Raw genomic sequence first — 22,903 nt, 5'->3', positions numbered from 1 at the left:
CCGGATCGCCGATCGCTTCGACCACGTAGTCGCGCACGTCATCGCGCACCGCGTCACGGTCCCACGCCGGACTACACAACATGCCCTGCAACCCATCCGGCGACACATGCCCAGCCTGCTCCGCGAGGGTCCAGCCGTTCCGCCGCTCCAACGGCGCCAGCAACCCCCGCACATACGCCCACGCCCGCCGCCGCGGCTCCACCCGAGTGAACCGATGCGCAAACCGGAAGAACAACTCCTCCAACCCGGCATCCCACGACTTGACCAACTCCGCATCCACCACAACCAGCCAACGAGCGATCACCACCCGAAGCCACGACCCGCCGTTGCAGTACTAGGAGGGTTGGACGGACCTCGTGTTCTGCGGTGTCGCCACCGAGAGTTGCGTGCTGAAGTCAGCGGTGGATGCCTTCGAGCGTGATCTCCACCCCGTGGCTCGCCACAGACGCCTCGGCGAGCCATAGCGGTCCAGCCGCCCACGATGCCGCGCTGTTGGTAGCCCGCCGCTTCATCGGCGCAGGACACTTCATCACCGCCGGCGAGGCGAGCGTTGGCGCCCGCCACTAGTAGATCTTGGTAGATTTCGGCCCCTATGGGGGCCGTTTCGTACCAAGATCGCTGAGCTACCAAGCTTTGGGGCGGTCACCGTACGACGACCCGACCGGTGCGACTCTGCGGAGGGCTGCCCTATGGACACCCGTCCCGTCGCGCTGGCCCCGCATCTGCCGGGAGAGCCTCGGCACCCGGAAGATCGACGCCATTCCAGTTCTCAAGGCAGCGGCGGAGAGCTACCCGGGCGATGGTCCCTCCGTTGTGTCGCCCTCCGTGTACTCGGCGAAGATCTCGTCGAGGACCCTCCGTGAGGTCGCCGCCGCCGCGCCGCCGTCCGGCGCGTTCGCGTAGCTGACCAGGGTCTTCCAGAGCGCCCAGCCACGCCCGCGCGCCCAGGTCGCGTCGTCCACGGCCAGCCGCTCCCGGAAGGCCCGCCGGCCCTCGGCGGTCAGCAGCGTCCAGGCGATCGCCAGGTCACAGGACGGGTCGCCGACTCCGCAGGTGCCGAAGTCGATGATCGCCGCGAGGTGCCCGTCGTCGAGCAGGAGGTTTCCCTGCGCGAGGTCGCCGTGGAACCAGCGCTCCGCACCGTCCCAGCGCGCGTCCAGTGCGCGTCGCCAGACCTCGCCGGCCAGGCCCACGTCGATCCGCCCGTCGAGAGCCGTGAGCGCCCGGTCGGCCAGCCCGTCGTACGTGCGCAGGGTGCCGCCCCGATACCAGTTGTGCCGGCCCGGGCGGGGACCGTCAGCGACGTCGACACCCTGCAGGGCCACGACGAACCCGGCCAGGTCGAGCGCGAAGCGGACCGGGTCGGCGATGCGGTCCGCCCGCGCGGTCTCGCCGTCGAGCCACCGGTAGACCGACCAGGCGTACGGGTAGCCCTCGCCGGGCCCGCCCTTCGCCAGCGGGGTGGGGACGGCCAGCGGGAGACGGGAGGCGAGCACGGGGAGCCACCGGTGTTCCTTGGCGACCGCCTCGGCGTACTCGACCGCGCTCGGCAGGCGTACCGACATGCCGGTGCCGAGGCGGAAGGTCCAGTTGTCCCAGCCGCCGTCGGCGACCGGCTCCACCGGCAGGTCGGCCCAGTGCGGGAACTGGCCGGCGACGAGCCGGCGCACCTGGGCCGCGTCGACGGCGACGCGTACGGGCAGCGGGCCGAGATCCGGAACGTCGTCAGCCCCCACGTCCGGCATCGCCCGTCGACCTCACTCGGACTGGGCGGCCAGTTCGCGGGCGCGGTCGCGGGCCGCTTCGAGGGCCGCGAGCATCGCCGCGCGTACGCCGTGGTTCTCCAGCTCGCGGATGGCGGAGATCGTGGTGCCGGCGGGCGAGGTGACCGCCTCGCGCAGTTTGACCGGGTGCTCGCCGGAGTCGCGCAGCATGACCGCCGAGCCGATCGCGGTCTGCACGATCAGCTCGTGGGCGACCTGACGGGGCAGGCCGAGCAGGATGCCGGCGTCGACCATCGCCTCGACGAGGAGGTAGAAGTAGGCCGGCCCGGAGCCGGACAGGGCGGTGACGGCGTCCTGCTGCGACTCGGGCACCCGGACGGTCGCGCCCAGCGGCGTGAACATCTCCTCCGCCAGGGCGAGGTGCTCGCCGGTGGCGTGGGCGCCGGCCGAGATGGCACTCATCGCCTGGTCGACCAGGGCCGGGGTGTTGGTCATGACCCGCACCACGGGGGTGCCCTCGGGCAGCCGCCGGTTGAAGAAGCTGGTCGGCAGGCCGGCGCAGAGCGAGATGACCAGCTTGTCGGCGGGCACCTTCGGCCCGATCTCGTCGAGCAGGGCGGCGGCGTCCTGCGGCTTGACGGAGATGGCCAGCACGTCGGCCTCGCCGACGGCGGTCAGGTTGTCGACCACCCGTACGCCGTAGCGGGTGGCCAGCTCCTCGGCGCGGATCGGCCGCCGGGCCGTGGCCAGCAGCCGGCCGACCGGCCAGCCGGAGCGCAGCAGCCCGGAGAGCATCAGCTCGCCGATCTTGCCCGCGCCGATCACCGCAACGGTGTGGTCGCCCACCGCCATGGTCGTACCCCTTTCGTGGCCCGCCGGGCGGCGGGGCCGAGCGGCGCGCACGGCGGCTACACGGGAAACCGCCGCGCGCACCGGGTTGGCGTCAGCTGCCGAAGAAGACCTCGGCCTCTTCGTAGCGCTCCAGCGGCACGGTCTTCAGCTCGGCCGTGGCGTCGGCCAGCGGGACCCGGACGATGTCCGTGCTCTGCATGGCGACCATCTTGCCCCAGTCGCCCTCGTGGGCGGCGTCGATCGCCTGGAGGCCGAGCCGGGTGGCGAGCACCCGGTCGAAGGCGGTCGGGGTGCCGCCGCGCTGGATGTGGCCCAGCACGACGGTGCGGGCCTCCTTGCCGGTCTTGGCCTCGAGCTGCTCGGCGAGCCACTGGCCGATGCCGCCGAGGCGGACGTGGCCGAACGCGTCCAGCTCCTGGTTGTGCAGGATCATCTGGCCGTCGAGCGGCTGGGCGCCCTCGGCGACGACGACGATCGGGGCGTACTGGTGCTGGAAGCGCTTCTCGACGTACCCGGCGACCTGCTCGACGTCGAACTTGCGCTCGGGCAGCAGGATGACGTTGGCGCCGCCGGCCAGGCCGGCGTGCAGGGCGATCCAGCCGGCGTGCCGGCCCATGACCTCGACGACGAGGGTGCGGTGGTGGCTCTCGGCGGTGGTGTGCAGCCGGTCGATCGCCTCCATGGCGATGTTGACGGCGGTGTCGAAGCCGAAGGTGTAGTCGGTCGCGCCGAGGTCGTTGTCGATCGTCTTGGGCACGCCGACGACGTTGACGCCCAGCTCGTGCAGCTTGGTGGCGACGCCCAGGGTGTCCTCGCCGCCGATCGCGATCAGCGCGTCCACGCCCTGCGCGGCGAGGTTCTCCTTGATCCGCTCCACGCCGTTCTCGATCTTGAACGGGTTGGTGCGGGACGAGCCGAGGATGGTGCCGCCGCGCGGCAGGATGCCCCGCACCTCGGCGATGCCGAGGGGCTTGGACAGGCCCTCCAGCGGGCCCTTCCAGCCGTCCTGGAAGCCCACGAACTCGTGACCGTAGGTGGCGACGCCCTTGCGGACCACCGCCCGGATAACCGCGTTGAGACCCGGGCAGTCGCCGCCGCCGGTGAGCACGCCGATACGCATGATCTGCTCATCCTCCTGGAGCATCAGGTGAAGCCCGATTTGCCCCAGGATAAGTGTCGGATCAGACCTCGGCACCGTTGCCGGCCCGGGGCGGGCCGTCCCTGCGAACTGTAGCCGCCGCGACAATCCGCCGGCAGCGCGCCCCGGGCAGGCGTCCACCGCTCAGAAGGTCACCTCGCGGTTCTCCCCCGCCCTCGGCGGCTTCCCCACCACCGCCGCCCTGGCGAGGCCGAGCAGGTTGACGACGGTGCTGCCCGGCGAGTCCCAGTACTCGGCCGAGCCGGCGTGCACCTTGATCAGGGTCAGCCCCGGGGTGTCCAGTCCGGCGGGGAACCAGGTCTTGAGCAGCGGGTGCCACAGCCGCTCGGCGTGCCGGCGGTCGTACCCCTCCCCGGCGGTGCCGGCGATCGACACCCGGGCGTGGTTGCGCTGGTCGGCGAAGGCCACGTTGACCTCCGGGTTGACCCGCAACTGACGGACCTTGGCCGAGTCGGCGTACGCGAAGAACCACAGGTCGCCGTCGAACTCCGCCTCCTGCAGGCCCATCGGCCGGCTGACCAGCCGACCGTCCAGCCCGATGGTGGTCAGCATGCAGATCCGCGCGGCGCGGACCAGCTCGGTCACCCGGCTGCGGGCGTCGGCGGCGCTGGTCGGCTCACTGCTCATGGCGGCACTCCCTCGATCGGCTCGACGCCGACCCGGTGCCCCGGAGAGCACCCGCCAAACCTGATCAGCGGGCCGTCATCGCACGCCAGCGGGCGAGGTTGTGCCGGGCATCGACCAGCGCGTCGTGCCGGGCCGCGTCGGCGTTCGGCAGGGGCGGCCGGCCCCGGTCGTCCCAGAGCTGGCGCAGCTCCTTGGTGAACCGGGGGATCTCCCGGGGCAGCCCCGGCATCGAGCCCCAGAGCTGGGCCAGCACCACGTGGTCGTACGCGGCGTACCAGGCCCACAGCTCCAGCTGCTCGCCCGGCCGGCCCCGGATCGGCTCCATCAGGAAGTCGTAGAGGTCGTCGCGGATCCGCTCCCGCGACCGCCAGGCCCGGTCGGCCGGCGAGGGCAGCCGGTCCAGGACGTTGCGGCGCACCCAGGGCACGGCGCGGGAGTCGTCGAACTCCGTGGAGACGGCGTAGAACTCGCGCCCGTTCTCGTCGACGACGCCGATCGACACGAGGTCGACGGTGCGCCCGTCCTCGATGAACTCGCAGTCGTAGAAGTAGCGGTATACCATCGCCCGCCATCCTCGCCCACCGATGCCACCGGCCGCCAGCCGGGGGGCGCGCCCGGCACGACGCCCCAGCGCCGCAGCTCGGGACTGTTACGGAAGTGTCGCCGGGGGTGTACAGCGGGCGACCGGGCCGTCATGATCTGATGAGTGCCGCTACCGGACACCGAACCGGTTCGCGACCTCGCGGCGGGGGCTGACGGGTTCACCCGGCCGCGAGTTGAGGTCCTTTACCGGGGAGGGGTTGGGCCGTGGAGATGCGCCTGCCGGAGCCGGGTGACGCGCTCACGGGTGTCGAGATGTTCGCCGGCCTGGAGCCGGAGGTGCGGCAGCGGGTGATCGCGGCGGCGGTGCCGCGCACGTACCGCAAGGGCCAGTTGCTCTTCGTCGAGAACGACCCCGGCGAGTCCCTGATCGTGCTGCGCCGCGGCGCGGTGGCCGTGTTCCGCACCGCGCCGACCGGCGAGCGGGCCGTGCTGTCGGTGATCCGTCCCCCGGACGTCCTCGGCGAGGTCTCCCTGCTCGACGCCTCCACCCGCTCCGCGTCGGCCGAGGCGATCGAGGACTGCGCCGCCCTCGCGCTGTCCCGGCCCGCGTTCATGGAGCTGGTGCACTCCAACCCGCGCATCCTCGACGCGGTGATGCGCTCCCTCGGCGGGCTGATCCGCCGGCTGACCGAGCAGAACGCCGACCACGTCTTCCTCGACCTGCCCGGCCGGGTGGCCAAGACGCTGGTGCGGCTGGCCGGCGAGAGCCAGGCCCCGATGATCACCATCGAGCTCAACCAGAGCCAGCTCGCCGAGATGGCCGGGGGCTCGCGGCAGAGCGTCAACCAGGCCATCGGGTCCTTCGCCAGCCGGGGCTGGCTGCGCACGGAGGGCCGCCGGATCGTGGTCACCGACGTGGCGGCGCTGCGCCGCCGCGCCGGCATGAGCGACCGCTGACCGACCGCTGCGCCGGCCCGAGCGACGGCCCGCGCTGGCCTGAGCGCTGATGCCGGCCGCGTCCACCAGGGCACGGCCGGCGTCAGCGTCGGATCACTTGCCCGGCTCGTCCGCGGGCGGCGCGCTCGGGCCGGGGCCGATCTTCGACGGGTCGGTCGGCTTGGTCGTCGTGGTGGTCTTCGTGCTGCCCTGGTCGGGGGCGGTGCCCTGACCGTCCGGCGTGTCTACCATGCCCTGCTCCTCCAATGCGGCGAGAGTGACGGCGTCGACGTCGACCGTGTCGCCCGGTGCCCACATGGTGCCTCGCGGGTCCGTCCACGCGGCTGACAGTCGTACGTGCACGGCACTCTCCTGGCGTTTCATGTCCTGAGCGGAAGGTTAGTCTGACCCGGTCGGGCGCACGATCCGCCTGCATATCGGGTAGCCGACTCTGCCGCCTGGCGCGATACTGGGCCCACCTCGCGCTCTGGAGCCGACCATCGACCTCAAGTGTGGACACTGCTCACGCGAAGCCGGTCCGGACGACCGCTTCTGCGGTGGGTGCGGGCAGGCCCTGACCCGTGGCTGCGCCACCTGCGGGCACGCCAACAGCGTCGAGGCCAACTTCTGCACCAGCTGCGGGCAGCCGCTGCGGGACCGGCCGGTGGTCGTGCAGGAGGACCGCCGGCAGGTCAGTGTCCTGTTCATCGACATCGTCGACTTCACGACGTACGCGGAGCGGGCCGACCCGGAGCAGGCCCGCAACCTCCAGCAGGCCTACTTCGCCACAGTACGACGGCTGGTGCACCAGTACGGCGGGGTGGTCGAGAAGTTCATCGGCGACGCGGTGATGGCGCTGTTCGGGGCGCCCGTGGCCACCGACAACGACGCGCTGCGCTGCGTACGGGCGGGGCTGGAGCTGCAACGCAACCTGGCCCGCCAGCCGGCCGGACCGCACCCGCCGCTCGGCTTCCGGGTCGGCATCGCCACCGGCGAGGCGCTGGTCGACCTGTCCGCCGCCCGCGACGGCGGGCAGGGTTTCGTCACCGGCGACGTGGTCAACACCGCCTCGCGGTTGCAGTCGCTCGCGCCGTCGGGCGGCGTGGTCGTCGACGAGAGCACCTGGGCGGCGACCCGGCACGACATGGAGTACGCCGACCGGCCGCCGGTGACGCTGCGGGGCCGCTCCGCGGTCAGCCGGATCTGGCTGGCCGTGCGGGCGCTGCCCCAGCGGGACCTGACGACCGCCGAGCTGACCCCGATGGTCAACCGGGAACACGAACGCGGCCTGCTGGTCAACGCCCTGCACCGCACGGTGACCGAGCGCACCTCGCAGCTCGTCACCGTCTTCGGCTCGGCGGGGGTGGGCAAGAGCCGGCTGCTGCGCGAGCTGGCCCGGCACGCCGCCAGCCTGCCCGGCCCGCCGATCACCTGGCTGGTCGGGCAGTGCCCGCCGTTCGGCGAGAACGTCACGTACGCCGCGCTCGCCGACATCGTGAAGGGCTGGGTCGGCGTGTCGACCGTCGACGACCCGGCGGCGCTCGGCGACCGGCTGCGGCAGCGGCTGGCCCGGCTGGGCGACCCGCACGCCGTGCGGCTGGCCGACCCGCTCGGCCCGCTCATCGGCCTGCCCGGCGAGCGACTCACCCCGGGCGAGACCGAGACGTCCTGGCGGCGGTTCCTGCTCGCCCTGGCCGCGGCGGGCCCGACGGTGCTGGTGTTCGAGGACATGCACTGGGCAGACCAGGCGATGCTCGCCTTCGTCGAGCAGCTCGGCGCGGCGGCCCGGGGCGTGCCGCTGCTGGTGCTGGCGACCGCGCGGCCCGAGCTGCGGGAGCGGCACCCGGCCTGGACGGGCACGATCAGCGGGGCGATGTCGATCTCGGTGCCGCCGATGCACGACTCCGACATCGACACCCTCTACTCGCTGCTGCTCGGGCAGTCCGCGCTGCTGCCCGCGTCCCGGGGGCCGCTGATCGAGTTCGCCGACGGCAACCCGCTCTACGCCCAGGAGTACGCCCGGATGCTGCTCGACGGCGGGCTCGTCGACCCCGCCGGGCGGGCCGACCCGGCCCGTACGCCGGAGATGCCGCGCACGGTGCAGGCGGTCATCGCCAACCGGCTCGACCTGCTCGACCCGGCCGACCGGGCCGTGCTCCAGGCCGCCGCCGTCGTCGGCGTGCAGTTCTGGCCGGGGCCGGTGGCCACCGCGCTGGGCCGCCCCGTGCGGTGGGTGGAGCGGGCGCTGGGCCGGCTGCAGCGCCGGGACCTGGTATACGAGCAGCCCAGCTCGACGATGCCGGGCCAGCCCGAGTACCGCTTCCGGCACGTCCTGGTGCGCGACGTGTGCTATCAGCGGCTGCCCCGCACCGAGCGGGTGGCGCGCCACCAGAGCACCGCCGACTGGCTGGAGCAGGTCACCGACGGCCGGCAGCAGGACCTGGTCGAGGTGCTCGCCAACCACCGCTGGGCGGCGCACGAGATCGCCCGTACCGTCGGGCTGGACACCACGCCCTACGTGCCGGCGGCGCGGGCCGCGCTGCACCGGGCGGCCCGCCGGGCGTACGAGCTGCACGCGCTGGACACCGCCGCGACCCTGATGGGGCGGGCGCTGGCCCTGCCCGGCGGACCCGAGCCGACGCTGGAGCTGTTCGACGCCGAGCTGGCGCTGTTCCGCGACGGGGACGCGTTCCTCGTCGACGGCGGCGCGGCACGGTTGGCCCGGCTGGCCGGCGAGCTGGCCGGGGCCGGCGAGCCGACGGGGGCGGCGCGGGCCTGGACGCTGCTCGCCACCGCCGCGTGGCGGCGGGCGGACCGGGCCGAGACGCTGCGCTGCCTGGACCGGGCCATCGGCATCTACACCGACCTGCCCGACAGCGAGGAGAAGGCGAGCGCCCTGCTGGAGCTGGCCCGGGTGCACATGCTCAACGCGGAGACCGAGCCCGCGTGCGCGGCGGCCCGGACCGCGGCGGGCCTGGCCGAGCGGCTCCAGCTGCTGGAGGTCAGCGCGAGCGCCCGGATCACCCTCGCGGTGGCCCGTTACCTGTCGGGGGTGCCGGAGGCGTACGCGGAGCTGGTCGAGATCACCGAGCACTGCCGGGTGGAGCGGCTCGCCAGCCGCCGGCGGGCGGTGCACAACCTGGCCTGGGCGTTGCAGGAGGAGGGCGACCTGGCCGGCTCGGCGCGGCTGGTGGACGAGCAGCGCTCGCTGGACCTCGGTGGCGAGCACAGCCTCACCGCGAGCTTCGAGGACCAGTGGGCCCGGTCGTACTACGACGGGGACTGGGGTGCGGCGGCCGACCTGGCGGCCGAGTCGACGCGCCGGCCGACCGGCGAGTGGGACATGCACATCGTCGCGGTGTCCGGCTGGATGCGGACGCTGCGCGGCGACCCGGAGGCCCCGGCCGACGGCGGCGGCCCGGACCAGGTGGAGCGGGCGGTGGCTGCCGGGCGGCGGTCCGGCTTCCACCGGGTGCTGCGGTCCACGTTGGCCCACGCGGCGCTGTGCCGGGCCGTGCAGGGGCGCGAGGCCGAGGCGCTGCGGCTGCTCGCCGAGCTGGACGAGGACTGGCGGCGGACCCGGGAGATCCCGTTCGCCGAGTGGGTGCCGGCGATCGGCCACGTCGCGGTGGTGCTCGGCGGGGACGCGGCCCGCCGGGTGCGCCGACTGCTGACCTCCGCGCCCCGGATGACGCCCTGGGCCCGGGCCGCCGGGCAGGCGGCGGAGGCCGCGCTGGCCGGGTCGACCGGCGACGCCCGGACCGCCGCCGAGTTGTTCCGGTCGGCGGCCGAGCAGTACCGGCGGATGGGCGACCTGACCGACCACGTGCTCGCCGCCGCGCTGTCGGTGCCCACCCTGCGCGAGGTGGACCCGGCGGGCGCGGCGCAGGTGCTGGCCGAGGTGCGCGGGTTCGCGGCCCGCAACCACGCCCCGGGCCTGCTCCGGCTAGCCGGCACCACCGACTAGCCACGCCGACCGGGCCCGGCGACGGATCCCCCGGTCAACGGGATCCACCGGGCTTGCCAGGTCCACCGGCATACCGCGGCCACCGGGTTCACGGGCGCCAAGGCCATCCCGCCCGACCGCTGAGGCCGAGACAGGCCGCCCGGCCGGGCAACCGCCCTCCGCCATCACGTGCGAGAACGCGCCAACGCGAGAGCCGCTCCTGCCATGCGGCACCTACGCAGCTGAGTCACATACGACATCACCAACCACCCGATGCCCCGCCCTCGCCGTCCCACCCCCGTCCCGCCCCGCCCGCGCTCCGCCCCTCTGCGCCTCCGCCCCTCCCCTGCCTGCCGGCCCCCGCCCGCGCTGCTCCCGGGCCGGTGATCAAGAGAATTGTGTCATCGCAGAGATCAACTCTGACGCTTTTCTCTTGATCACCGACCCGGGGACGGGAGCGGGCGGGACGGGGGTGGGCTGGGCGGGGGACGGGGGTGGGGTGGTGCGGGGTGGTGATGTCGTATTCGACTCAGCTGCGTAGGTGTCGGCAGGGGCAGGTGGGCCTGGGCGGTGCTGGTGGCGGGCCGGGGCACGGGGCTTCTGTTGGCAAGCGATTAGCGAAAACCGACATTGAGGCCCCGCCCCGACCTGCGGCAGGGGCCTTACTTCGTACGGCGCGCCACAACGCACTCCCGGAAGGGGGCCCTGACGTGTCACGATTCAGGGCACGGCGTGCGGGGCGTCGGGTGCTTACCGCACCGGGAGGTGCGCGAGGGAGGGTGTCCGGTGTCAGCGGGTAGGGCCCGCCGGGGACGGCGGGACAACGGGCTCGACGCGAGCGAGTACGCGGTCGCCGGCGACGTGGATCCGCGCGTGGGCGAGCACCTGCTCGACGTGCTGGCCGCGGGCGGCATCGCCGCGTACCTGCAGCCGTCGGCCGACCTGAACCCGGTCACCCGCACCACCACCGTCCCGGCCCGCCCCGTGGACCGGCTCTACGTCGACCGCTCCCACCTGACGACCGCGCGTGACTACCTCACCCAGCTCGCCGAGGAGGCCCCCGCCGCGCCGGCCCGCGACGAGCCCGACGTCGACGCCGAGTGGGCCCGCATCGTGGCCGGCTTCCACACCGCGCCGGCCGCCGGGGCGCACCCCTGGCCCGCCGCCGAGGACATCGACGACGAGCCCGACGAGCAGCCGGCCGGCACGACCGGCCGGGTCGGCGCGGACGAGGGCGGCACCGCCACCGACGTACGCCGGCTGCCGTGGGCCGCCGACGTCTCGGGCGTCTCCGTCGGCGGCCCACGGCAGGACGAGCCGTCCCTGTTGGACGGGCTGGACACCTTCGGCGCCGGCCTGCCCGACGACGCCGACGAGCGCTACACCCCGCCGCCGCCACCGCCGTTACCCCGCGTCTCCAAGTACGCGGTGGCCGGCGTGCTGGCCATCGTCGCCGGGTTCGTGCTCTTCCTGGAGCCGACGCTGCTGCCGGTGGACCCGTCCGTGGTGACCCTGCTCGGCTTCACCGGCATCCTCGCCGGCTTCGTGACGCTGATCTGGCGGCTGCGCCCCGGGGACTCCGACGACGACCCCGACGACGGCGCCCGCGTCTGAGGAGGCCCGATACGCCGGGTAGTGACCCGTCCCCACAGGCGGACAGCGGATGCCCGAATTGCGGGACGCGCACCGCCCCCGGCATGGGGCGTAACAGTGGTGTAACTTACTGTCAGTAGGAATACCGCTGTACGTCACTTCCCGCACTGGCTGCCCGGTTGTTCCTTGCTAGCGGTGGTCGGTCTCTGCTGATCGGAATGCCCGAGATGCGACAGAGTTCCCTCGTGGTGGTGGCCAACCGCCTGCCCATCGACGACAGTGTGGCGCCCGACGGCGCCTGCGAATGGCGACGCAGCCCCGGCGGGCTGGTGAGCGCCCTGCATCCCCTGCTGCGGCACACGCCGGCCACCTGGGTCGGCTGGGCCGGCGGCACCGGGCCGGCGCCGAGCCTGCCCGACATCGGCAGCGTGCGGATGCGCGCCGTGCCGCTGAGCGGCGAGGACTTCCGCGACCACTACGAGGGCTTCGCCAACTCGACCCTGTGGCCGCTCTACCACGACGCGGTGGAGCAGCCGGAATACCACCGCCGCTGGTGGGAGGCGTACCAGCGGGTCAACCAGCGGTTCGCCGAGGCGACCGCCGAGGCGGCCGAGCAGGGCGCGGTGGTCTGGGTGCAGGACTACCACCTGCAGCTGGTGCCCGGCCTGCTGCGCGAGCTGCGCCCCGACCTGCGGATCGGCTTCTTCATGCACGTGCCGTTCCCGCCGCCGGAGCTGTTCATGCAGCTCCCCCGCCGGGCCGAACTGCTGCGCGGCATGCTCGGCGCCGACCTGATCGGCTTCCAGCGCGCCCAGGCCGCCCACAACTTCGCCCAACTGGTGGCAAAGGTGCTGGAGCTGCCGGCGACCGACCGACGCATCGGCGTCGACGACCGGGTGGTCCGCATCGGGGCGTTCCCGGTCTCGATCGACACCGCCGAGATGGCCGCGCTGGCCGCCCGCCCCGACGTGGTGGCGCGGGCCCAGCGGCTGCGCCACGACCTCGGCGACCCCGGCCACGTCATCCTCAGCGTCGACCGGATGGACTACACCAAGGGCATCGAGCAGCGGCTCAAGGCCTACAGCGAGCTGTTGGCCAGCGGGCACGTCAAGGTGCGCGACACGGTGCTGGTGCAGGTGGCGGTGCCCAGCCGGGAGCGGGTCACGCAATACCAGATCCTCCGCGACCGGGTCGAGCGCGAGGTGGGGCGGATCAACGGCGAGTTCGGCCGGGTGGGCGAGCCGGCCATCCACTACCTCACCCAGCCGTTCGACCGGGCCGAGCTGGCGGCGCTCTACCGGGTCGCCGACGTGATGGCGGTGACCCCGCTGCGCGACGGCATGAACCTCGTCGCGAAGGAGTACGTGGCGGCCCGGGTCGACGACACGGGGTCGCTGCTGCTCAGCGAGTTCGCCGGGTCGGCGGCCGAGCTGCCGCAGGCGTACCTGGTCAACCCGCACGACCTGGAGGGGCTCAAGCAGGGGCTGCTCTCGGCGCTCGAGGCCGACCCGGCCGACGTCACGCCGCGGATGCGGGCGATGCGCGAGCACCTGCACCGCAACGACATCCGGGCGTGGGCCCGCTCCTACCTCAGCGCCCTCGACGACGGCGGGTCGCTGCTGACCCATCTCGCCCCCACCGGCTGACCGGGCGCCCCGCACGATCGGCCGCTGCCGGCGCGCCCCGGACCGCGGGCCGCGCCGGCAGCGGGTCAGGCAGGCAGCGAATCAGGCAGGCGGGTGTTCCTTCTCCAGCCAGTCCAGGATCGCGTCGATCGGCTCCCGCCAGCGGACGTCGAGCATCAGGTCGTGCCCCATGCCGGGGAAGAGCAGCGGCGCGCCGCCGTGCCGGCGGGCGGCCCGGGTCAGCGCGGCCGGCGGGACCACCCGGTCGTCGGGGCTGCCCACGACCAGCACGGGCGGGTCGCCCACGGCCGGCTCCGGGTCGCGGTGGGTCAGCAGCTGCCACTGGGCGCGCCGGCCGGCGTGGCCGAGCCGGGCGGCGTACCGGCGGGCCTCGGCGTCGGGCAGCTCGCGGCTGAACAGCTGCCGGCGGCTCAGCCGCAGCCCCGCGCCGACGAACGCGGGCAGGGTGCCGCCGGGGTTGCGGCGCAGCGCCGTGCCGAGCGTCGACCAGTCGCCGAGCACCGGGGCCGCCAGCACCGCCGCCCGCGCCGGATAGCGGGCCAGGGCGTGCCGCACCACCAGGGCCCCGGCGCCGTGCCCCACCAGCACCGCCTGGCGCGGCAGGCCCGCCGCCGCCTGCGTCACGTCATGGGTGTACGCCCGCAGCGTCGCCTCCGGCGCCGGCTCGCTGCCGCCGTGGCCGCGCAGGCTCAGCGCGTACGCCGGGAAGCCGCGACCGGCGGCGTGGCCGAGCCAGTGTTCGGCGAACGCCCACGCGCCGTGGCCGAAGCCGGGCACGAACAGCAGCGGCGGGCGGCCCTGCTCGACCTCGGGGAGCGCGCTGAGCACCTCGCGCCGGGCCGGGCGGACGGGCCGGGCCCACTCCCGGCCGCGCATGATCCGCACCCGCTGCTGCCGGCTCACTTCTCCTCCAGCTCGTGCATGGCGCGCTGGACGGCGCGCAGGTAGTCGGCGTGGCCCACCTCGAACCAGTGCCGGCTGCTGTCCTTGACCTTCCCCGAGTACCGCTCGCCGGCCCCGGCGGTGACCCGCTGCGCGAAGGCGGCGGCCCGCTCCGGTCGGCGCACGCGCAGCGCGAGCAGCCGGGCGAACAGGACGGTCTGCCAGTGCGACAGGGTGAAGATCCCCGAGTCGGGCTGGACCAGGCCGGCGACGGCGAGCGTCGGGTGGCCGGGGACGAACGCGTTGAGCCATAGCCGGGGCCGGCCCGCCTCGTCCGCGCCGAGCACCCGGGGGTCGAGGAACTCGAAGCGCGGCAGGTAGCCGGTGGCGAAGACGACCAGCTCCGGGTCGATCTCGCGGCCGTCGGTCAGCTCGACGGCCTTGGCGTGGAACCGGGCCACGTCCGGCACGGGGGTGATCTGGCCGTGGCCGACGTGGTAGACGAGCTGGCTGTTGGCGATGGGGTGGGTCTCGTAGACCCGGTGGTCGGGCTTGGGCAGGCCGAACCGGGTCAGGTCGCCGACGGTGAGCCGCAGCGTCCAGTGGTAGAGCCACTGCCGCACGCGCAGCGGCACCCGCAGGGCGAGCAGGCTGTCGTTGACCTGGTCGGCGGGGCGGCCGAGGACGTACTTGGGGGCGTACCAGTAGCCGCGGCGGGTGGAGTGCCAGCAGTGGGACGCCTGCTGGGCCGCCTCGACGGCGATGTCGCAGCCGGTGTTGCCGGCCCCGACGACCAGCACCCGCTTGCCGCGCAGCTGCGCCGGGTCCTTGTACGACGAGGCGTGCATGATCTCGCCCCGGAACTCCTCCAGCCCCTCGTAGCGGGGCAGCTTCGGCGACCAGTTGTGGCCGTTGGCGACGAGCACGGCGGCGTACCGGGAGGTGCGCTCGGGGCCGTACCCGCCGGTGCTGCGGGTGGTGACGTCCCAGCGGTCGCCGTCGACCGGCTCGACCCGGATCACCTCGGTGCCGAACCAGATGTGCTGGCGCAGGTCGAAGTGGTCGGCGTAGCGCTCGAAGTAGGTCAGCACCTGGCTGTGGTGCGGGTAGTCCGGCCAGTCGTCCGGCATCGGGAAGTCGGGGAACTGGGTGAACGGCCGCGACGAGATCAGGTGGGTGCTGGCGTAGACGGGGCTGCGGTCGTGCCGCCAGTTCCACGCGCCGCCGACGCCGGTCTCCCGCTCGTAGCAGTCGACGCCGAAGCCGTGCTCGCGCAGGTTCTTCACGGCGGTGAGGCCGCTGGCCCCGGCCCCGATGACGCAGACCGTGTCGCCTCGGTCGGAGACCGGTCGGGCGTCCCGGGGCGGGGCGAGCGTCGTCGCGTCCGGCTCGGGACGGCCGGGGTCGGTGGAGGGGGACACCGGATTCTCCTTATGTGCGGCACGAGTGCCGGAAATCATTCTCCTCATGCGCGGCATGAGCCGGGTCGCTGCGAAATCCTTCCGGTAACCCGACCGGTTTGTCCAGTCCCTGTGGACGGTGGGTCGCGCGGCCCGTCAGCCGGCGGCGGGCAGCAGCAGGTCGACCACGACCGGGAAGTGGTCGCTGGCCAGGCGGGCCTGCGGGGTGTCCACCACGTCGTAGTCGACCACGGTGATCCGGGGGGCGACGAAGACGGCGTCGATGCGGCGGCGCGGGTCGGCGCACGAGTAGGTGAGCCGGTCGGCGCGGTCGGCCGCGACCGCCGCGTCGGTCAGCCCCGCGCCGACGGTCGCCCACGCCGGGCCCTCCGGGCCCTCGTTGAGGTCGGCGCCGGCCACCACGGGCAGGTCGGCGGCGGCCAGCTCCCGCTTGAACGCCGCCGCCTGCGCGGGGCGCTCGGCCGGGTCGGTGGACAGGTGCGAGCCGGCCAGCAGGAACCGGGCCCCGCCGACGCGGCAGTCGGCGTACGCGGCGCCGCGCATGTGCCGGCCCGGGGTCAGCGGGTAGCGCTGGCAGCGGGTGTCGGCCACCCGCACGCGCAGGCTGGTCAGCAGCAGGTTGCCCAGCGACGGCAGGCCGCCGACGGCGACGACCAGCCCGAACGACTCGGCCAGCGACGCGCACTTCTGCCGCCACCGGAACCGCCGGGGCGCCTCCTGCACGATCACCACGTCGGGGGCGACCGCGCGGACCACCGCCGCCAGCGCGGCCTGGTCGTCACGCTGGCTGTGCACGTTGTACGACACGACGCGCAGCGGCACTCCGCCCGGGGCCTCGGCCCCCTGGCCGGTCTCGGTCATCCCGGCCCGCCCTACAGCCGGCGGGCCAGGTCGGCGGCGCCGATCACGCCGGCGGTGTTGCCCAGCTCGGCGGGGAGCACCTCGGCGACGGGGAGCCTGCTGCGCTGGGCCAGCGCGTCGGTGAAGGAACGCCGGGTCGGGCCGAGCAGCAGGTCGCCCGCGTCGACGACGCCGCCGCCGACGACGAGGACCTGCGGGTCGAGGATCTGCGCCATGTCGGCGAGGCTGGTGCCGAGCCAGCGCCCGACCTGCGCGAACGCCTCGGCGGAGACGGGGTCGCCGCCCTGGGCGGCGGCGGTCACCATCGGGCCGGTGACCGCCTCGGCCTCGCCGCCGGCCAGCTCCAGCAGGGCGACGGCCCGGTGCGGCTCCTGCCGGGCGGCGGCGCGGGCGAAGCGCACCAGGGCGCTGCCGCTGGCGTACTGCTCGATGCAGCCGAGCCGGCCGCAGCCGCACTGGTGGCCGTCGGGGACGGTGAGCATGTGGCCCAGTTCGGCGGCGATGCCGTGGGCGCCGCGCACCAGCTCGCCGCCGAGCACGATGCCGCCGCCGACGCCGGTGCCGATGGTGAACATGACCATGGAGTCGTCGGCGTGCCGGGCGGCGCCGTAGCGGAACTCGGCCCAGGCGGCGACGTTCCCGTCGTTCTCGACGATCACGGGCAGACCGGTGGCCCGGCTGACGTAGTCGCGCAGGGGCTCGTCGCGCCAGGCGAGGTTGGGCGCGAAGAGGACGGTGGAGCGGGTGGCGTCGATCCAGCCGGCCGCGCCGATGCCGACGGCGTCGATCTGCCGGCCGGCGGCGAGTTCGGTGACCACCTCGATGATGACGTCCCGGGTCTTGCCCACGTTGTCGGCGGGGGTGTCCCGTCGGGCCTGCACGAGTACGTTGCCGGTGTCGTCGACGACACCGCCGGCCACCTTCGTGCCACCGACGTCGACTCCGATGGTCAGCGTCACCGCTGCCACTCCCCTCTGCTGTGCTGCCCGGCACCGGCACGGCGTACGGCCGTGCCGGTGGGACGGGATGTCCGGTGGTCAGGCCCCGTCGCCTGGTGCGTCCCCTCCCGCGCCACCGGGGGCCCGCGACGCGGGCACCACGGGTCGGCCGGCCGGCGGCCGGGGAGCCCCCGGCGCGTCCGGCCCGGCGTCGTCGGCGGGCGGCACGGCGGCGGCCGGAACGCCCGGACCCTCCCCCCGGGTCGCGGCGGACCACACGTCCTCATCCGGCGCCGGGTGAGAATCATGCCCGGTACGGGTGGCCTCGCGCCACACGTGATCGCCCGATGCCTGGTCAGCCGCCGGTCGGGGCGGGGGCGCGGCGGGGTCACCGGGCGGTGGGCCACCGGCGGGGGGCTCGTCGGCCGACGCGAACGCGCGCAGCAGGCTGGCCACCCCGGCGGCCAGATCGCCGGCTCCCGTGGCGAGCCGCTCGGCAAATTCCGGACTCGGGTCCCGCAACGCGGCGATACCGCGGCAGACCGGACAGATACAGCATTCGGCCGCACCGGTGGCGAAACCGCCGTGGCCGCCGCCGGCGGCCGGTCGCGTCGCCGCGCCGCCGGTGCTGTGACCGAGGACACTGGACACGATCCCACCGAGCGGACCCCACGGCCCCGCCCCGGAGCCGCCGCCCGACCCGGCGCCCGCGGCGGCCAGCCGGGCCGCCGCGAGGACCGTGGCGACCAGCCGCTCCGCCTCTTCCCGGGCCGAGCCCGGATCCGTACCCCCCATGGTCGGCTCCTCTACCGTGCCGGGCGTGCCGCAGCCGGTCGCGTCACCGCGCCGCACCGGTGTCTTCTACCCGGCGCTTGAGCTGCTTCAACGCCGCATCCATGATCATTTTCTCGGCCTTGCGGCGAAACATGCCGAGCATGCCCACGGAGAGCTCCACCTCCAGGGTGTAGGTCACCGTGGTCGTGCCGTCGGGGTTGCCGACGAGGTCGTACGACCCGCGCTGGGAGCGCTGCATCTTCGAGGGCGCCACCAGGTGCCACTCGATGCGGGAGATGTCCTCGGCGTACTCGTAGGCCAGCACGTACTCGTCGGCCAGCACCCCGGCGTCGAGGGTGAAGCGGACCTGGCTGGCGTAGCCGTCCTCGTACTCCTCGACGACCTCGGTCCGGCGCACCGCGTCGGTCCATTCCGGGTAGCGCGCGAAGTCGCAGATGACCGCCGCCACCCGCTCCGGTGACGCGCCGATGACGATCGACTGGGTGGAGGAGTCCGCCATGGGGCGAGGCTACCCGGCAACCTGCCTGGCGCACCCACCTGGGCGGGCGGGTAGGTTTCGACAGAGCCGACCCGTCCGGGGCCCCGGCCCGCCCGGGAAGTGCGAGCACGAGGGAGTGCAGGTGCGCGAGTTCTCCGTTCCGCCGATCGTCACCGTCGGCGACTCGGCCAACCTCACCGACCCGGTCTGGGACAATGCCGAGACCGCCCCGGAGGCCGTCCAGTTCGCCCGCCCCGCCGCCGCGCCGGCCTCCGGCTGGGTCGAGGTGACCTGCCGGCAGTTCCGCGACGAGGTGGTCGCGTTGGCCCGGGGGCTGGTCGCCGCCGGCGTCTCCCCCGGCGACCGGGTCGGCCTGATGAGCCGCACCCGCTACGAGTGGACCCTGTTCGACTACGCCATCTGGGCGGCCGGCGCGGTCACCGTGCCGATCTACGAGACGTCCAGCGCCGAGCAGGCCGCCTGGATCCTGGCCGACTCCGGCGCGGTCGCCGCCGTGGTCGAGACGACCGCCCACGCCACCCTCGTCGAGGGCGTCCGCGACCGGCTCCCCGAGCTGGCCCACCTCTGGCAGATCGAGCTGGGCGCGGTCGACGAGCTGGTCGCCGCCGGGGCCTCGGTCGACCCGGTCGAGGTCGACCGGCGGCGCACGGGGGTCAGGGCCGACGACGTCGCCACCATCATCTACACCAGCGGCACCACCGGCCGACCCAAGGGCTGCGTGCTGACCCACCGCAACATGTACGCCGACATCGCCAACGCCGTGCCGGTGCTGCCGAACCTCTTCCTGCGCCCGGGCGCGTCGACCCTGCTGTTCCTCCCCCTCGCGCACGCCTTCGCCCGGCTCATCCAGATCGGCGTGGTGCAGGCCCGGGCCACCATGGCGCACTGCGCCGACACGAGGAACCTGGTCGCCGAGCTCCAGGCCTTCCGGCCGACCTTCGTGCTGTCGGTGCCCCGGGTCTTCGAGAAGGTCTACAACGGGGCCCGGCAGAAGGCCGAGGCCGACGGCAAGGGCAAGATCTTCGACCGGGCCGAGCAGGTCGCCGTGGCGTACAGCGAGGCGCTGGAGTCGCCGGGCGGGCCGGGCGTGGCGCTGCGCGTGCAGCACGCGGTCTTCGACAAGCTGGTCTACCGCAAGCTGCGGGCCGCCCTCGGCGGCCGGTGCCGCGACGCGATCTCCGGCGGCGCGCCGCTCGGGGCCCGCCTCGGGCACTTCTTCCGGGGCATCGGGGTGACCATCTGCGAGGGGTACGGGCTGACCGAGACCTCCCCCGCCGCCGCCGCGAACCTGCCCGACGCCACGAAGATCGGCACCGTCGGCCGGCCGCTGCCCGGCGTGACCGTCCGGATCGCCGACGACGGCGAGATCCTGATCTCCGGCGACCTGATCTTCCAGGGCTACTGGCGCAACGAGGAGGCCACCGCCGAGGCGCTCAGCCCGGACGGCTGGTTCCGCACCGGCGACCTCGGCCAGCTCGACGCCGACGGCTTCCTCAGCATCACCGGCCGCAAGAAGGAGATCATCGTGACCGCCGGCGGCAAGAACGTCGCCCCGGCGGTGCTGGAGGACCAGGTCCGGGCGCACCCGCTGATCAGCCAGTGCGTCGTCGTCGGCGACCGGCAGCCGTTCATCGCCGCGCTGGTCACCATCGACGAGGAGGCGCTGCCGAAGTGGCTGGCCGCCCACGGCCGCCCCGAGGACACCGGCGTCGACGAGCTGCGCGACGACGAGGCGCTGCGCGCCGAGGTGCAGGGCGCGGTCGACCAGGCCAACCAGGCCGTCTCCAAGGCCGAGGCGATCAAGGTGTTCCGGATCCTGCCGCGCGACTTCACCGAGGCCACCGGGGAACTCACCCCGTCGCTGAAGGTCAAGCGGCAGGTCGTGCACACCACGTACGCGGCGGAGATCGCGGAGATCTACCGGCGCTGACTACGATCCGTCACGTGCCCGACTCCTCGACACCCGCCCGGCCGCCGACGCAGCCGCTCGCCACCGCCGCACGCGTGGTGATGCTCGCGCTGGTCGCCGTCCTCACCCTCTTCGCCACCCACGACGCCGGCCAGCTCTGGTGGATCGCCCTGCTCGGCGTCGCCGGGCTGCCCGCCGCCCTCGCCCCCCAGCACCGGCTGCTCGGCCCGCTCAGCCGCTTCGCCGAGGTGGTGGTGCTGGGGCTGGCCGCGAGCCAGGTCGCCGCGGTCACCACCCTCAACGGCACGATCGGCGGCCTCGGCGCGTCGGCCGTACTGCCGTACCTCGCCGTCCCGGTGACGGTGACCGCGCTGCGCCGGCGGTTCCGCGAGGGCGCGGCGCTGCTCGCCGTCACCGCCGCCACCCTGCTGATCAGCGCCGCCCTCACCCAGGTCGACGGCGGCCGGCAGCTCGGCCAGCCGGGCTACCTGGCGGTCTGCGCGCAGTGGCTGATCCTCGCCGGCCTGGGCCTCTACACCGCCGGCACCCTGCACCGGGTGATCCGGGTCCGCAGCGAGGGCAAGCCCCAGCCGTACGCGGAGGCGACCCGGCTGCTGACCCAGTTGCGCACGGTGGCCCGGCAGCTGCCGGGGGCGACCCTCGACCCGGGCGGCATCTCCGAGCACCTGCTGGAGGAGCTGCGCACCGTGGCCCGGGCCGAGCGGGCGGCGGTGCTCTCCGCCAGCGGCGGCGGCCGGCTGGTGGTGCTCGCCCAGGTGGGCGTGGACCGGGTCGACTGGGAGACCACGCTCGACGCCGACTCGGCGATCGCCGACGCCTGGGCCAGCCAGCAGCCGCAGACCGCCAGCCGCTCGCAGGCCCGCTCGCACACCGGCGGCGACGTCTCGGCGCTGATCGTGCCGCTGGTCGCCGGGGTCCGCACGGTCGGCATGCTGGTGATGGAGGCGGACGCCGCGCAGGCGTACCCGCCGCCGGTGGTGTCCCGGGTGACCGCGCTGACCCGCCCGGCGGCGCTGCGGCTGGAGGCCGCGCTGCTGTTCGACGAGGTCCGTTCGCTGGCCACCAACGAGGAGCGGCAGCGGCTGGCCCGGGAGATCCACGACGGGGTCGCCCAGGAGCTGGTCATGGTCGGGTACGGCATCGACAACGCCCTGGCGTACGTGGAGGAGGACCCGAAGGAGACGGCCGAGGCGCTGCGCACCCTGCGCGGCGAGGTGACCCGGGTCATCACCGAGCTGCGGCTGAGCCTGTTCGAGCTGCGCAGCGAGGTGGACCGGCACGGGGGCCTGGCCGCCGCCATCGCCGAGTACGCGCGCACCGTCGGGGCGTCCGGCGGGCTGCGGGTGCACCTGTCGCTGGACGAGTCCACCGCGCGGCTGCCCGCCGCGACCGAGGCCGAACTGTTGCGCATCGCGCAGGAGGCGGTCACCAACGCCCGCAAGCACGCCGGGGCGGCGAATCTGTGGGTCACCTGTGAGGTGGACCCCCCGTACGCGCAGATCGAAGTGTCGGATGACGGTCACGGCATCGGTGAGCAGCGCACGGACGGGCACTACGGTCTTGCGATCATGGCCGAGAGGGCGGAACGTATCCGGGGCCGATTGGAGATCAGGCCGCGCCAACCCAGTGGCACGACCGTGGCGGTGGTGCTCGGCTCCTCGCCCCGGCGCGATAGGGTGCGCGGCAAGGCGGCAGCAGCAGAAGGGGAGTAACCCGAGGATGACCACAAGCCCGACACCGGCGACCCGCACCAAGGTCCTCCTTGTCGACGATCACGATCTGATCCGCAAGGGGCTGCGGCACGCCTTCGAGCGTGACCGGCAGTTCGAGGTCGTCGGTGAGGCCGCCACGGCGGCGGAGGGGGTCCGGCAGGCCGGCGCCCTCCAGCCCGACGTGGTGATCATGGACCTGCGGCTGCCCGACGGCAGCGGCCTGGAGGCCACCCGCGCGCTCCGCAAGTCCAGCGCGTCGATGGGCATCGTCGTGCTCACCATGTACGCGGGCGACGACCAGCTCTTCGGCGCGCTGGAGGCCGGCGCGAGCGCGTTCGTGCCGAAGACGGCCCCGGCCGACGAGGTCGTGGCCGCCGCCCGGCACGCCGCCTCCTCGCCGAGCGCGTTCACGGCGGCCGACCTGGCCGAGGCGATGAAGCGGCGGCTCGCGCCGTCCGGCCCGCAGCTCTCCCCCCGCGAGGGTCAGGTGCTGCGGCTGCTCGCCGACGGGATGAGCGTGGCCGGCATCGCCAAGCAGCTCTTCGTCAGCGAGTCGACGGCCAAGACCCACATCTCGAAGCTCTACGAGAAGCTGGGCGCGGCCAACCGGGCGCAGGCGCTGATGACGGCGCTGCGGCTCGGCCTGCTCGAAGCGCCCGACGCCCCGAAGTTCTGACGCCGTCCCGCCCGGCCGGCAGTCACCGGCCGGGGGGCTTGCGCGACGGCCGGCGGGTCCGGTCAACGGGACCCTCCGGCCGGCCGGCCGGGCGCGACGACGGCGGCCCTCTCTGGTCACCCGCCCGGCGGGCGGGGCAGAATACCCGGGTGACCCGCGCGGG

19 protein-coding genes and 2 pseudogenes are annotated in these 22,903 nt (G+C 74.2%); 8 read left to right on the top strand and 13 right to left on the bottom strand.

What is annotated here, in order from left to right:
- Positions 1 to 268, bottom strand: a pseudogene (locus GA0070558_RS27495) (IS701 family transposase); the annotation flags it as partial.
- Between the two features lie 73 nt (positions 269 to 341).
- On the opposite strand from GA0070558_RS27495, the pseudogene GA0070558_RS27490 reads away from it, so the two are divergent.
- Positions 342 to 567, top strand: a pseudogene (locus GA0070558_RS27490) (isochorismatase family protein); the annotation flags it as partial.
- A gap of 221 nt (positions 568 to 788) precedes the next feature.
- Here GA0070558_RS27490 and GA0070558_RS27485 read toward each other — a convergent pair.
- The 5 genes from GA0070558_RS27485 to GA0070558_RS27465 all read right to left on the bottom strand — a co-directional run bounded on the left by GA0070558_RS27485 (position 789) and on the right by GA0070558_RS27465 (position 4,924).
- Positions 789 to 1,745, bottom strand: coding sequence for an aminoglycoside phosphotransferase family protein (locus GA0070558_RS27485; protein ID WP_091284868.1), 957 nt, complete (start codon positions 1,743 to 1,745; stop codon positions 789 to 791).
- A gap of 12 nt (positions 1,746 to 1,757) precedes the next feature.
- On the bottom strand, positions 1,758 to 2,576 hold the full coding sequence (gene proC, locus GA0070558_RS27480) for a pyrroline-5-carboxylate reductase (RefSeq protein WP_077939014.1): 819 nt from the start codon (positions 2,574 to 2,576) through the stop codon (positions 1,758 to 1,760).
- A gap of 91 nt (positions 2,577 to 2,667) precedes the next feature.
- Positions 2,668 to 3,696: a 6-phosphofructokinase gene (locus tag GA0070558_RS27475; protein WP_077939013.1), complete on the bottom strand. Its 1,029-nt coding sequence runs from the start codon at positions 3,694 to 3,696 to the stop codon at positions 2,668 to 2,670.
- A 162-nt stretch (positions 3,697 to 3,858) separates the two neighbouring features.
- On the bottom strand, positions 3,859 to 4,362 hold the full coding sequence (locus GA0070558_RS27470; RefSeq protein ID WP_091284866.1) for a pyridoxamine 5'-phosphate oxidase family protein: 504 nt from the start codon (positions 4,360 to 4,362) through the stop codon (positions 3,859 to 3,861).
- Between the two features lie 64 nt (positions 4,363 to 4,426).
- Complete coding sequence (locus tag GA0070558_RS27465) at positions 4,427 to 4,924, bottom strand: polyadenylate-specific 3'-exoribonuclease AS (RefSeq protein WP_043967210.1); 498 nt, start codon at positions 4,922 to 4,924, stop codon at positions 4,427 to 4,429.
- A gap of 245 nt (positions 4,925 to 5,169) precedes the next feature.
- Here GA0070558_RS27465 and GA0070558_RS27460 point away from each other — a divergent pair, with 245 nt between their 5' ends.
- Positions 5,170 to 5,862 carry a Crp/Fnr family transcriptional regulator gene (locus GA0070558_RS27460; RefSeq protein ID WP_043967208.1) on the top strand — a complete coding sequence of 231 codons (693 nt, stop codon included), beginning with the start codon at positions 5,170 to 5,172 and terminating at the stop codon, positions 5,860 to 5,862.
- Between the two features lie 93 nt (positions 5,863 to 5,955).
- Here GA0070558_RS27460 and GA0070558_RS27455 read toward each other — a convergent pair whose 3' ends face one another.
- Positions 5,956 to 6,204, bottom strand: a complete 249-nt coding sequence (locus tag GA0070558_RS27455; protein WP_091284887.1) for a hypothetical protein — start codon at positions 6,202 to 6,204, stop codon at positions 5,956 to 5,958.
- An 88-nt stretch (positions 6,205 to 6,292) separates the two neighbouring features.
- Between GA0070558_RS27455 and GA0070558_RS27450 the strand changes: the two genes are divergently transcribed.
- The 3 genes from GA0070558_RS27450 to GA0070558_RS27440 all read left to right on the top strand — a co-directional run bounded on the left by GA0070558_RS27450 (position 6,293) and on the right by GA0070558_RS27440 (position 13,026).
- The gene (locus tag GA0070558_RS27450) at positions 6,293 to 9,808 is read left to right on the top strand and encodes an ATP-binding protein (RefSeq protein ID WP_369523389.1); all 3,516 of its coding nucleotides are present in this window, start codon (positions 6,293 to 6,295) and stop codon (positions 9,806 to 9,808) included.
- Positions 9,809 to 10,573: 765 nt separating this feature from the next.
- The gene (locus GA0070558_RS27445) at positions 10,574 to 11,401 is read left to right on the top strand and encodes a hypothetical protein (RefSeq protein ID WP_091284865.1); all 828 of its coding nucleotides are present in this window, start codon (positions 10,574 to 10,576) and stop codon (positions 11,399 to 11,401) included.
- 206 nt (positions 11,402 to 11,607) lie between these two features.
- A complete protein-coding gene (locus GA0070558_RS27440) occupies positions 11,608 to 13,026 on the top strand; it encodes an alpha,alpha-trehalose-phosphate synthase (UDP-forming) (RefSeq protein ID WP_091284883.1) in 1,419 nt (472 codons plus the stop codon).
- An 81-nt stretch (positions 13,027 to 13,107) separates the two neighbouring features.
- Here GA0070558_RS27440 and GA0070558_RS27435 read toward each other — a convergent pair whose 3' ends face one another.
- The 6 genes from GA0070558_RS27435 to GA0070558_RS27410 form a co-directional block, all read right to left on the bottom strand.
- Complete coding sequence (locus GA0070558_RS27435) at positions 13,108 to 13,902, bottom strand: alpha/beta hydrolase (protein ID WP_091284881.1); 795 nt, start codon at positions 13,900 to 13,902, stop codon at positions 13,108 to 13,110.
- Between the two features lie 23 nt (positions 13,903 to 13,925).
- Positions 13,926 to 15,329, bottom strand: a complete 1,404-nt coding sequence (locus GA0070558_RS27430; RefSeq protein WP_077939004.1) for a flavin-containing monooxygenase — start codon at positions 15,327 to 15,329, stop codon at positions 13,926 to 13,928.
- A 135-nt stretch (positions 15,330 to 15,464) separates the two neighbouring features.
- Positions 15,465 to 16,190 carry an endonuclease/exonuclease/phosphatase family protein gene (locus tag GA0070558_RS27425; RefSeq protein WP_091284863.1) on the bottom strand — a complete coding sequence of 242 codons (726 nt, stop codon included), beginning with the start codon at positions 16,188 to 16,190 and terminating at the stop codon, positions 15,465 to 15,467.
- An 11-nt stretch (positions 16,191 to 16,201) separates the two neighbouring features.
- Positions 16,202 to 17,158: an ROK family glucokinase gene (locus GA0070558_RS27420; RefSeq protein ID WP_176734398.1), complete on the bottom strand. Its 957-nt coding sequence runs from the start codon at positions 17,156 to 17,158 to the stop codon at positions 16,202 to 16,204.
- Between the two features lie 69 nt (positions 17,159 to 17,227).
- On the bottom strand, positions 17,228 to 17,923 hold the full coding sequence (locus tag GA0070558_RS34645; RefSeq protein ID WP_091284879.1) for a hypothetical protein: 696 nt from the start codon (positions 17,921 to 17,923) through the stop codon (positions 17,228 to 17,230).
- A gap of 43 nt (positions 17,924 to 17,966) precedes the next feature.
- Positions 17,967 to 18,422, bottom strand: a complete 456-nt coding sequence (locus GA0070558_RS27410) for an SRPBCC family protein (protein ID WP_043967200.1) — start codon at positions 18,420 to 18,422, stop codon at positions 17,967 to 17,969.
- A 121-nt stretch (positions 18,423 to 18,543) separates the two neighbouring features.
- On the opposite strand from GA0070558_RS27410, the gene GA0070558_RS27405 reads away from it, so the two are divergent.
- The 3 genes from GA0070558_RS27405 (at position 18,544) to GA0070558_RS27395 (ending at position 22,740) form a co-directional block, all read left to right on the top strand.
- Positions 18,544 to 20,352, top strand: a complete 1,809-nt coding sequence (locus GA0070558_RS27405) for an AMP-dependent synthetase/ligase (RefSeq protein WP_091284877.1) — start codon at positions 18,544 to 18,546, stop codon at positions 20,350 to 20,352.
- Between the two features lie 74 nt (positions 20,353 to 20,426).
- Positions 20,427 to 22,064 carry a sensor histidine kinase gene (locus tag GA0070558_RS27400; protein WP_091284874.1) on the top strand — a complete coding sequence of 546 codons (1,638 nt, stop codon included), beginning with the start codon at positions 20,427 to 20,429 and terminating at the stop codon, positions 22,062 to 22,064.
- Positions 22,065 to 22,071: 7 nt separating this feature from the next.
- Positions 22,072 to 22,740 carry a response regulator transcription factor gene (locus GA0070558_RS27395; protein ID WP_007072219.1) on the top strand — a complete coding sequence of 223 codons (669 nt, stop codon included), beginning with the start codon at positions 22,072 to 22,074 and terminating at the stop codon, positions 22,738 to 22,740.
- Positions 22,741 to 22,903: the final 163 nt, after the last annotated feature.

The organism is Micromonospora haikouensis, assembly GCF_900091595.1.
In the GTDB taxonomy this organism is placed as follows: Bacteria; Actinomycetota; Actinomycetes; order Mycobacteriales; family Micromonosporaceae; genus Micromonospora; species Micromonospora haikouensis.
The sequence above is the reverse complement of the archived record's forward strand: the minus strand, read 5'-3'. Positions and strand labels throughout refer to the sequence as shown.

Excerpts from the sequence above, each read along its gene's own strand:
- GA0070558_RS27475 (WP_077939013.1), bottom strand. The coding sequence starts at position 3,696 with ATGCGTATCGGCGTGCTCACCGGCGGCGGCGACTGCCCGGGTCTCAAC.
- GA0070558_RS27425 (WP_091284863.1), bottom strand. The coding sequence starts at position 16,190 with ATGACCGAGACCGGCCAGGGGGCCGAGGCCCCGGGCGGAGTGCCGCTG.
- GA0070558_RS27465 (WP_043967210.1), bottom strand. The coding sequence starts at position 4,924 with ATGGTATACCGCTACTTCTACGACTGCGAGTTCATCGAGGACGGGCGC.
- proC (WP_077939014.1), bottom strand. The coding sequence starts at position 2,576 with ATGGCGGTGGGCGACCACACCGTTGCGGTGATCGGCGCGGGCAAGATC.
- GA0070558_RS27440 (WP_091284883.1), top strand. The coding sequence starts at position 11,608 with ATGCGACAGAGTTCCCTCGTGGTGGTGGCCAACCGCCTGCCCATCGAC.
- GA0070558_RS27395 (WP_007072219.1), top strand. The coding sequence starts at position 22,072 with ATGACCACAAGCCCGACACCGGCGACCCGCACCAAGGTCCTCCTTGTC.
- GA0070558_RS34645 (WP_091284879.1), bottom strand. The coding sequence starts at position 17,923 with ATGGGGGGTACGGATCCGGGCTCGGCCCGGGAAGAGGCGGAGCGGCTG.
- GA0070558_RS27485 (WP_091284868.1), bottom strand. The coding sequence starts at position 1,745 with ATGCCGGACGTGGGGGCTGACGACGTTCCGGATCTCGGCCCGCTGCCC.
- GA0070558_RS27435 (WP_091284881.1), bottom strand. The coding sequence starts at position 13,902 with ATGCGCGGCCGGGAGTGGGCCCGGCCCGTCCGCCCGGCCCGGCGCGAG.
- GA0070558_RS27470 (WP_091284866.1), bottom strand. The coding sequence starts at position 4,362 with ATGAGCAGTGAGCCGACCAGCGCCGCCGACGCCCGCAGCCGGGTGACC.
- GA0070558_RS27410 (WP_043967200.1), bottom strand. The coding sequence starts at position 18,422 with ATGGCGGACTCCTCCACCCAGTCGATCGTCATCGGCGCGTCACCGGAG.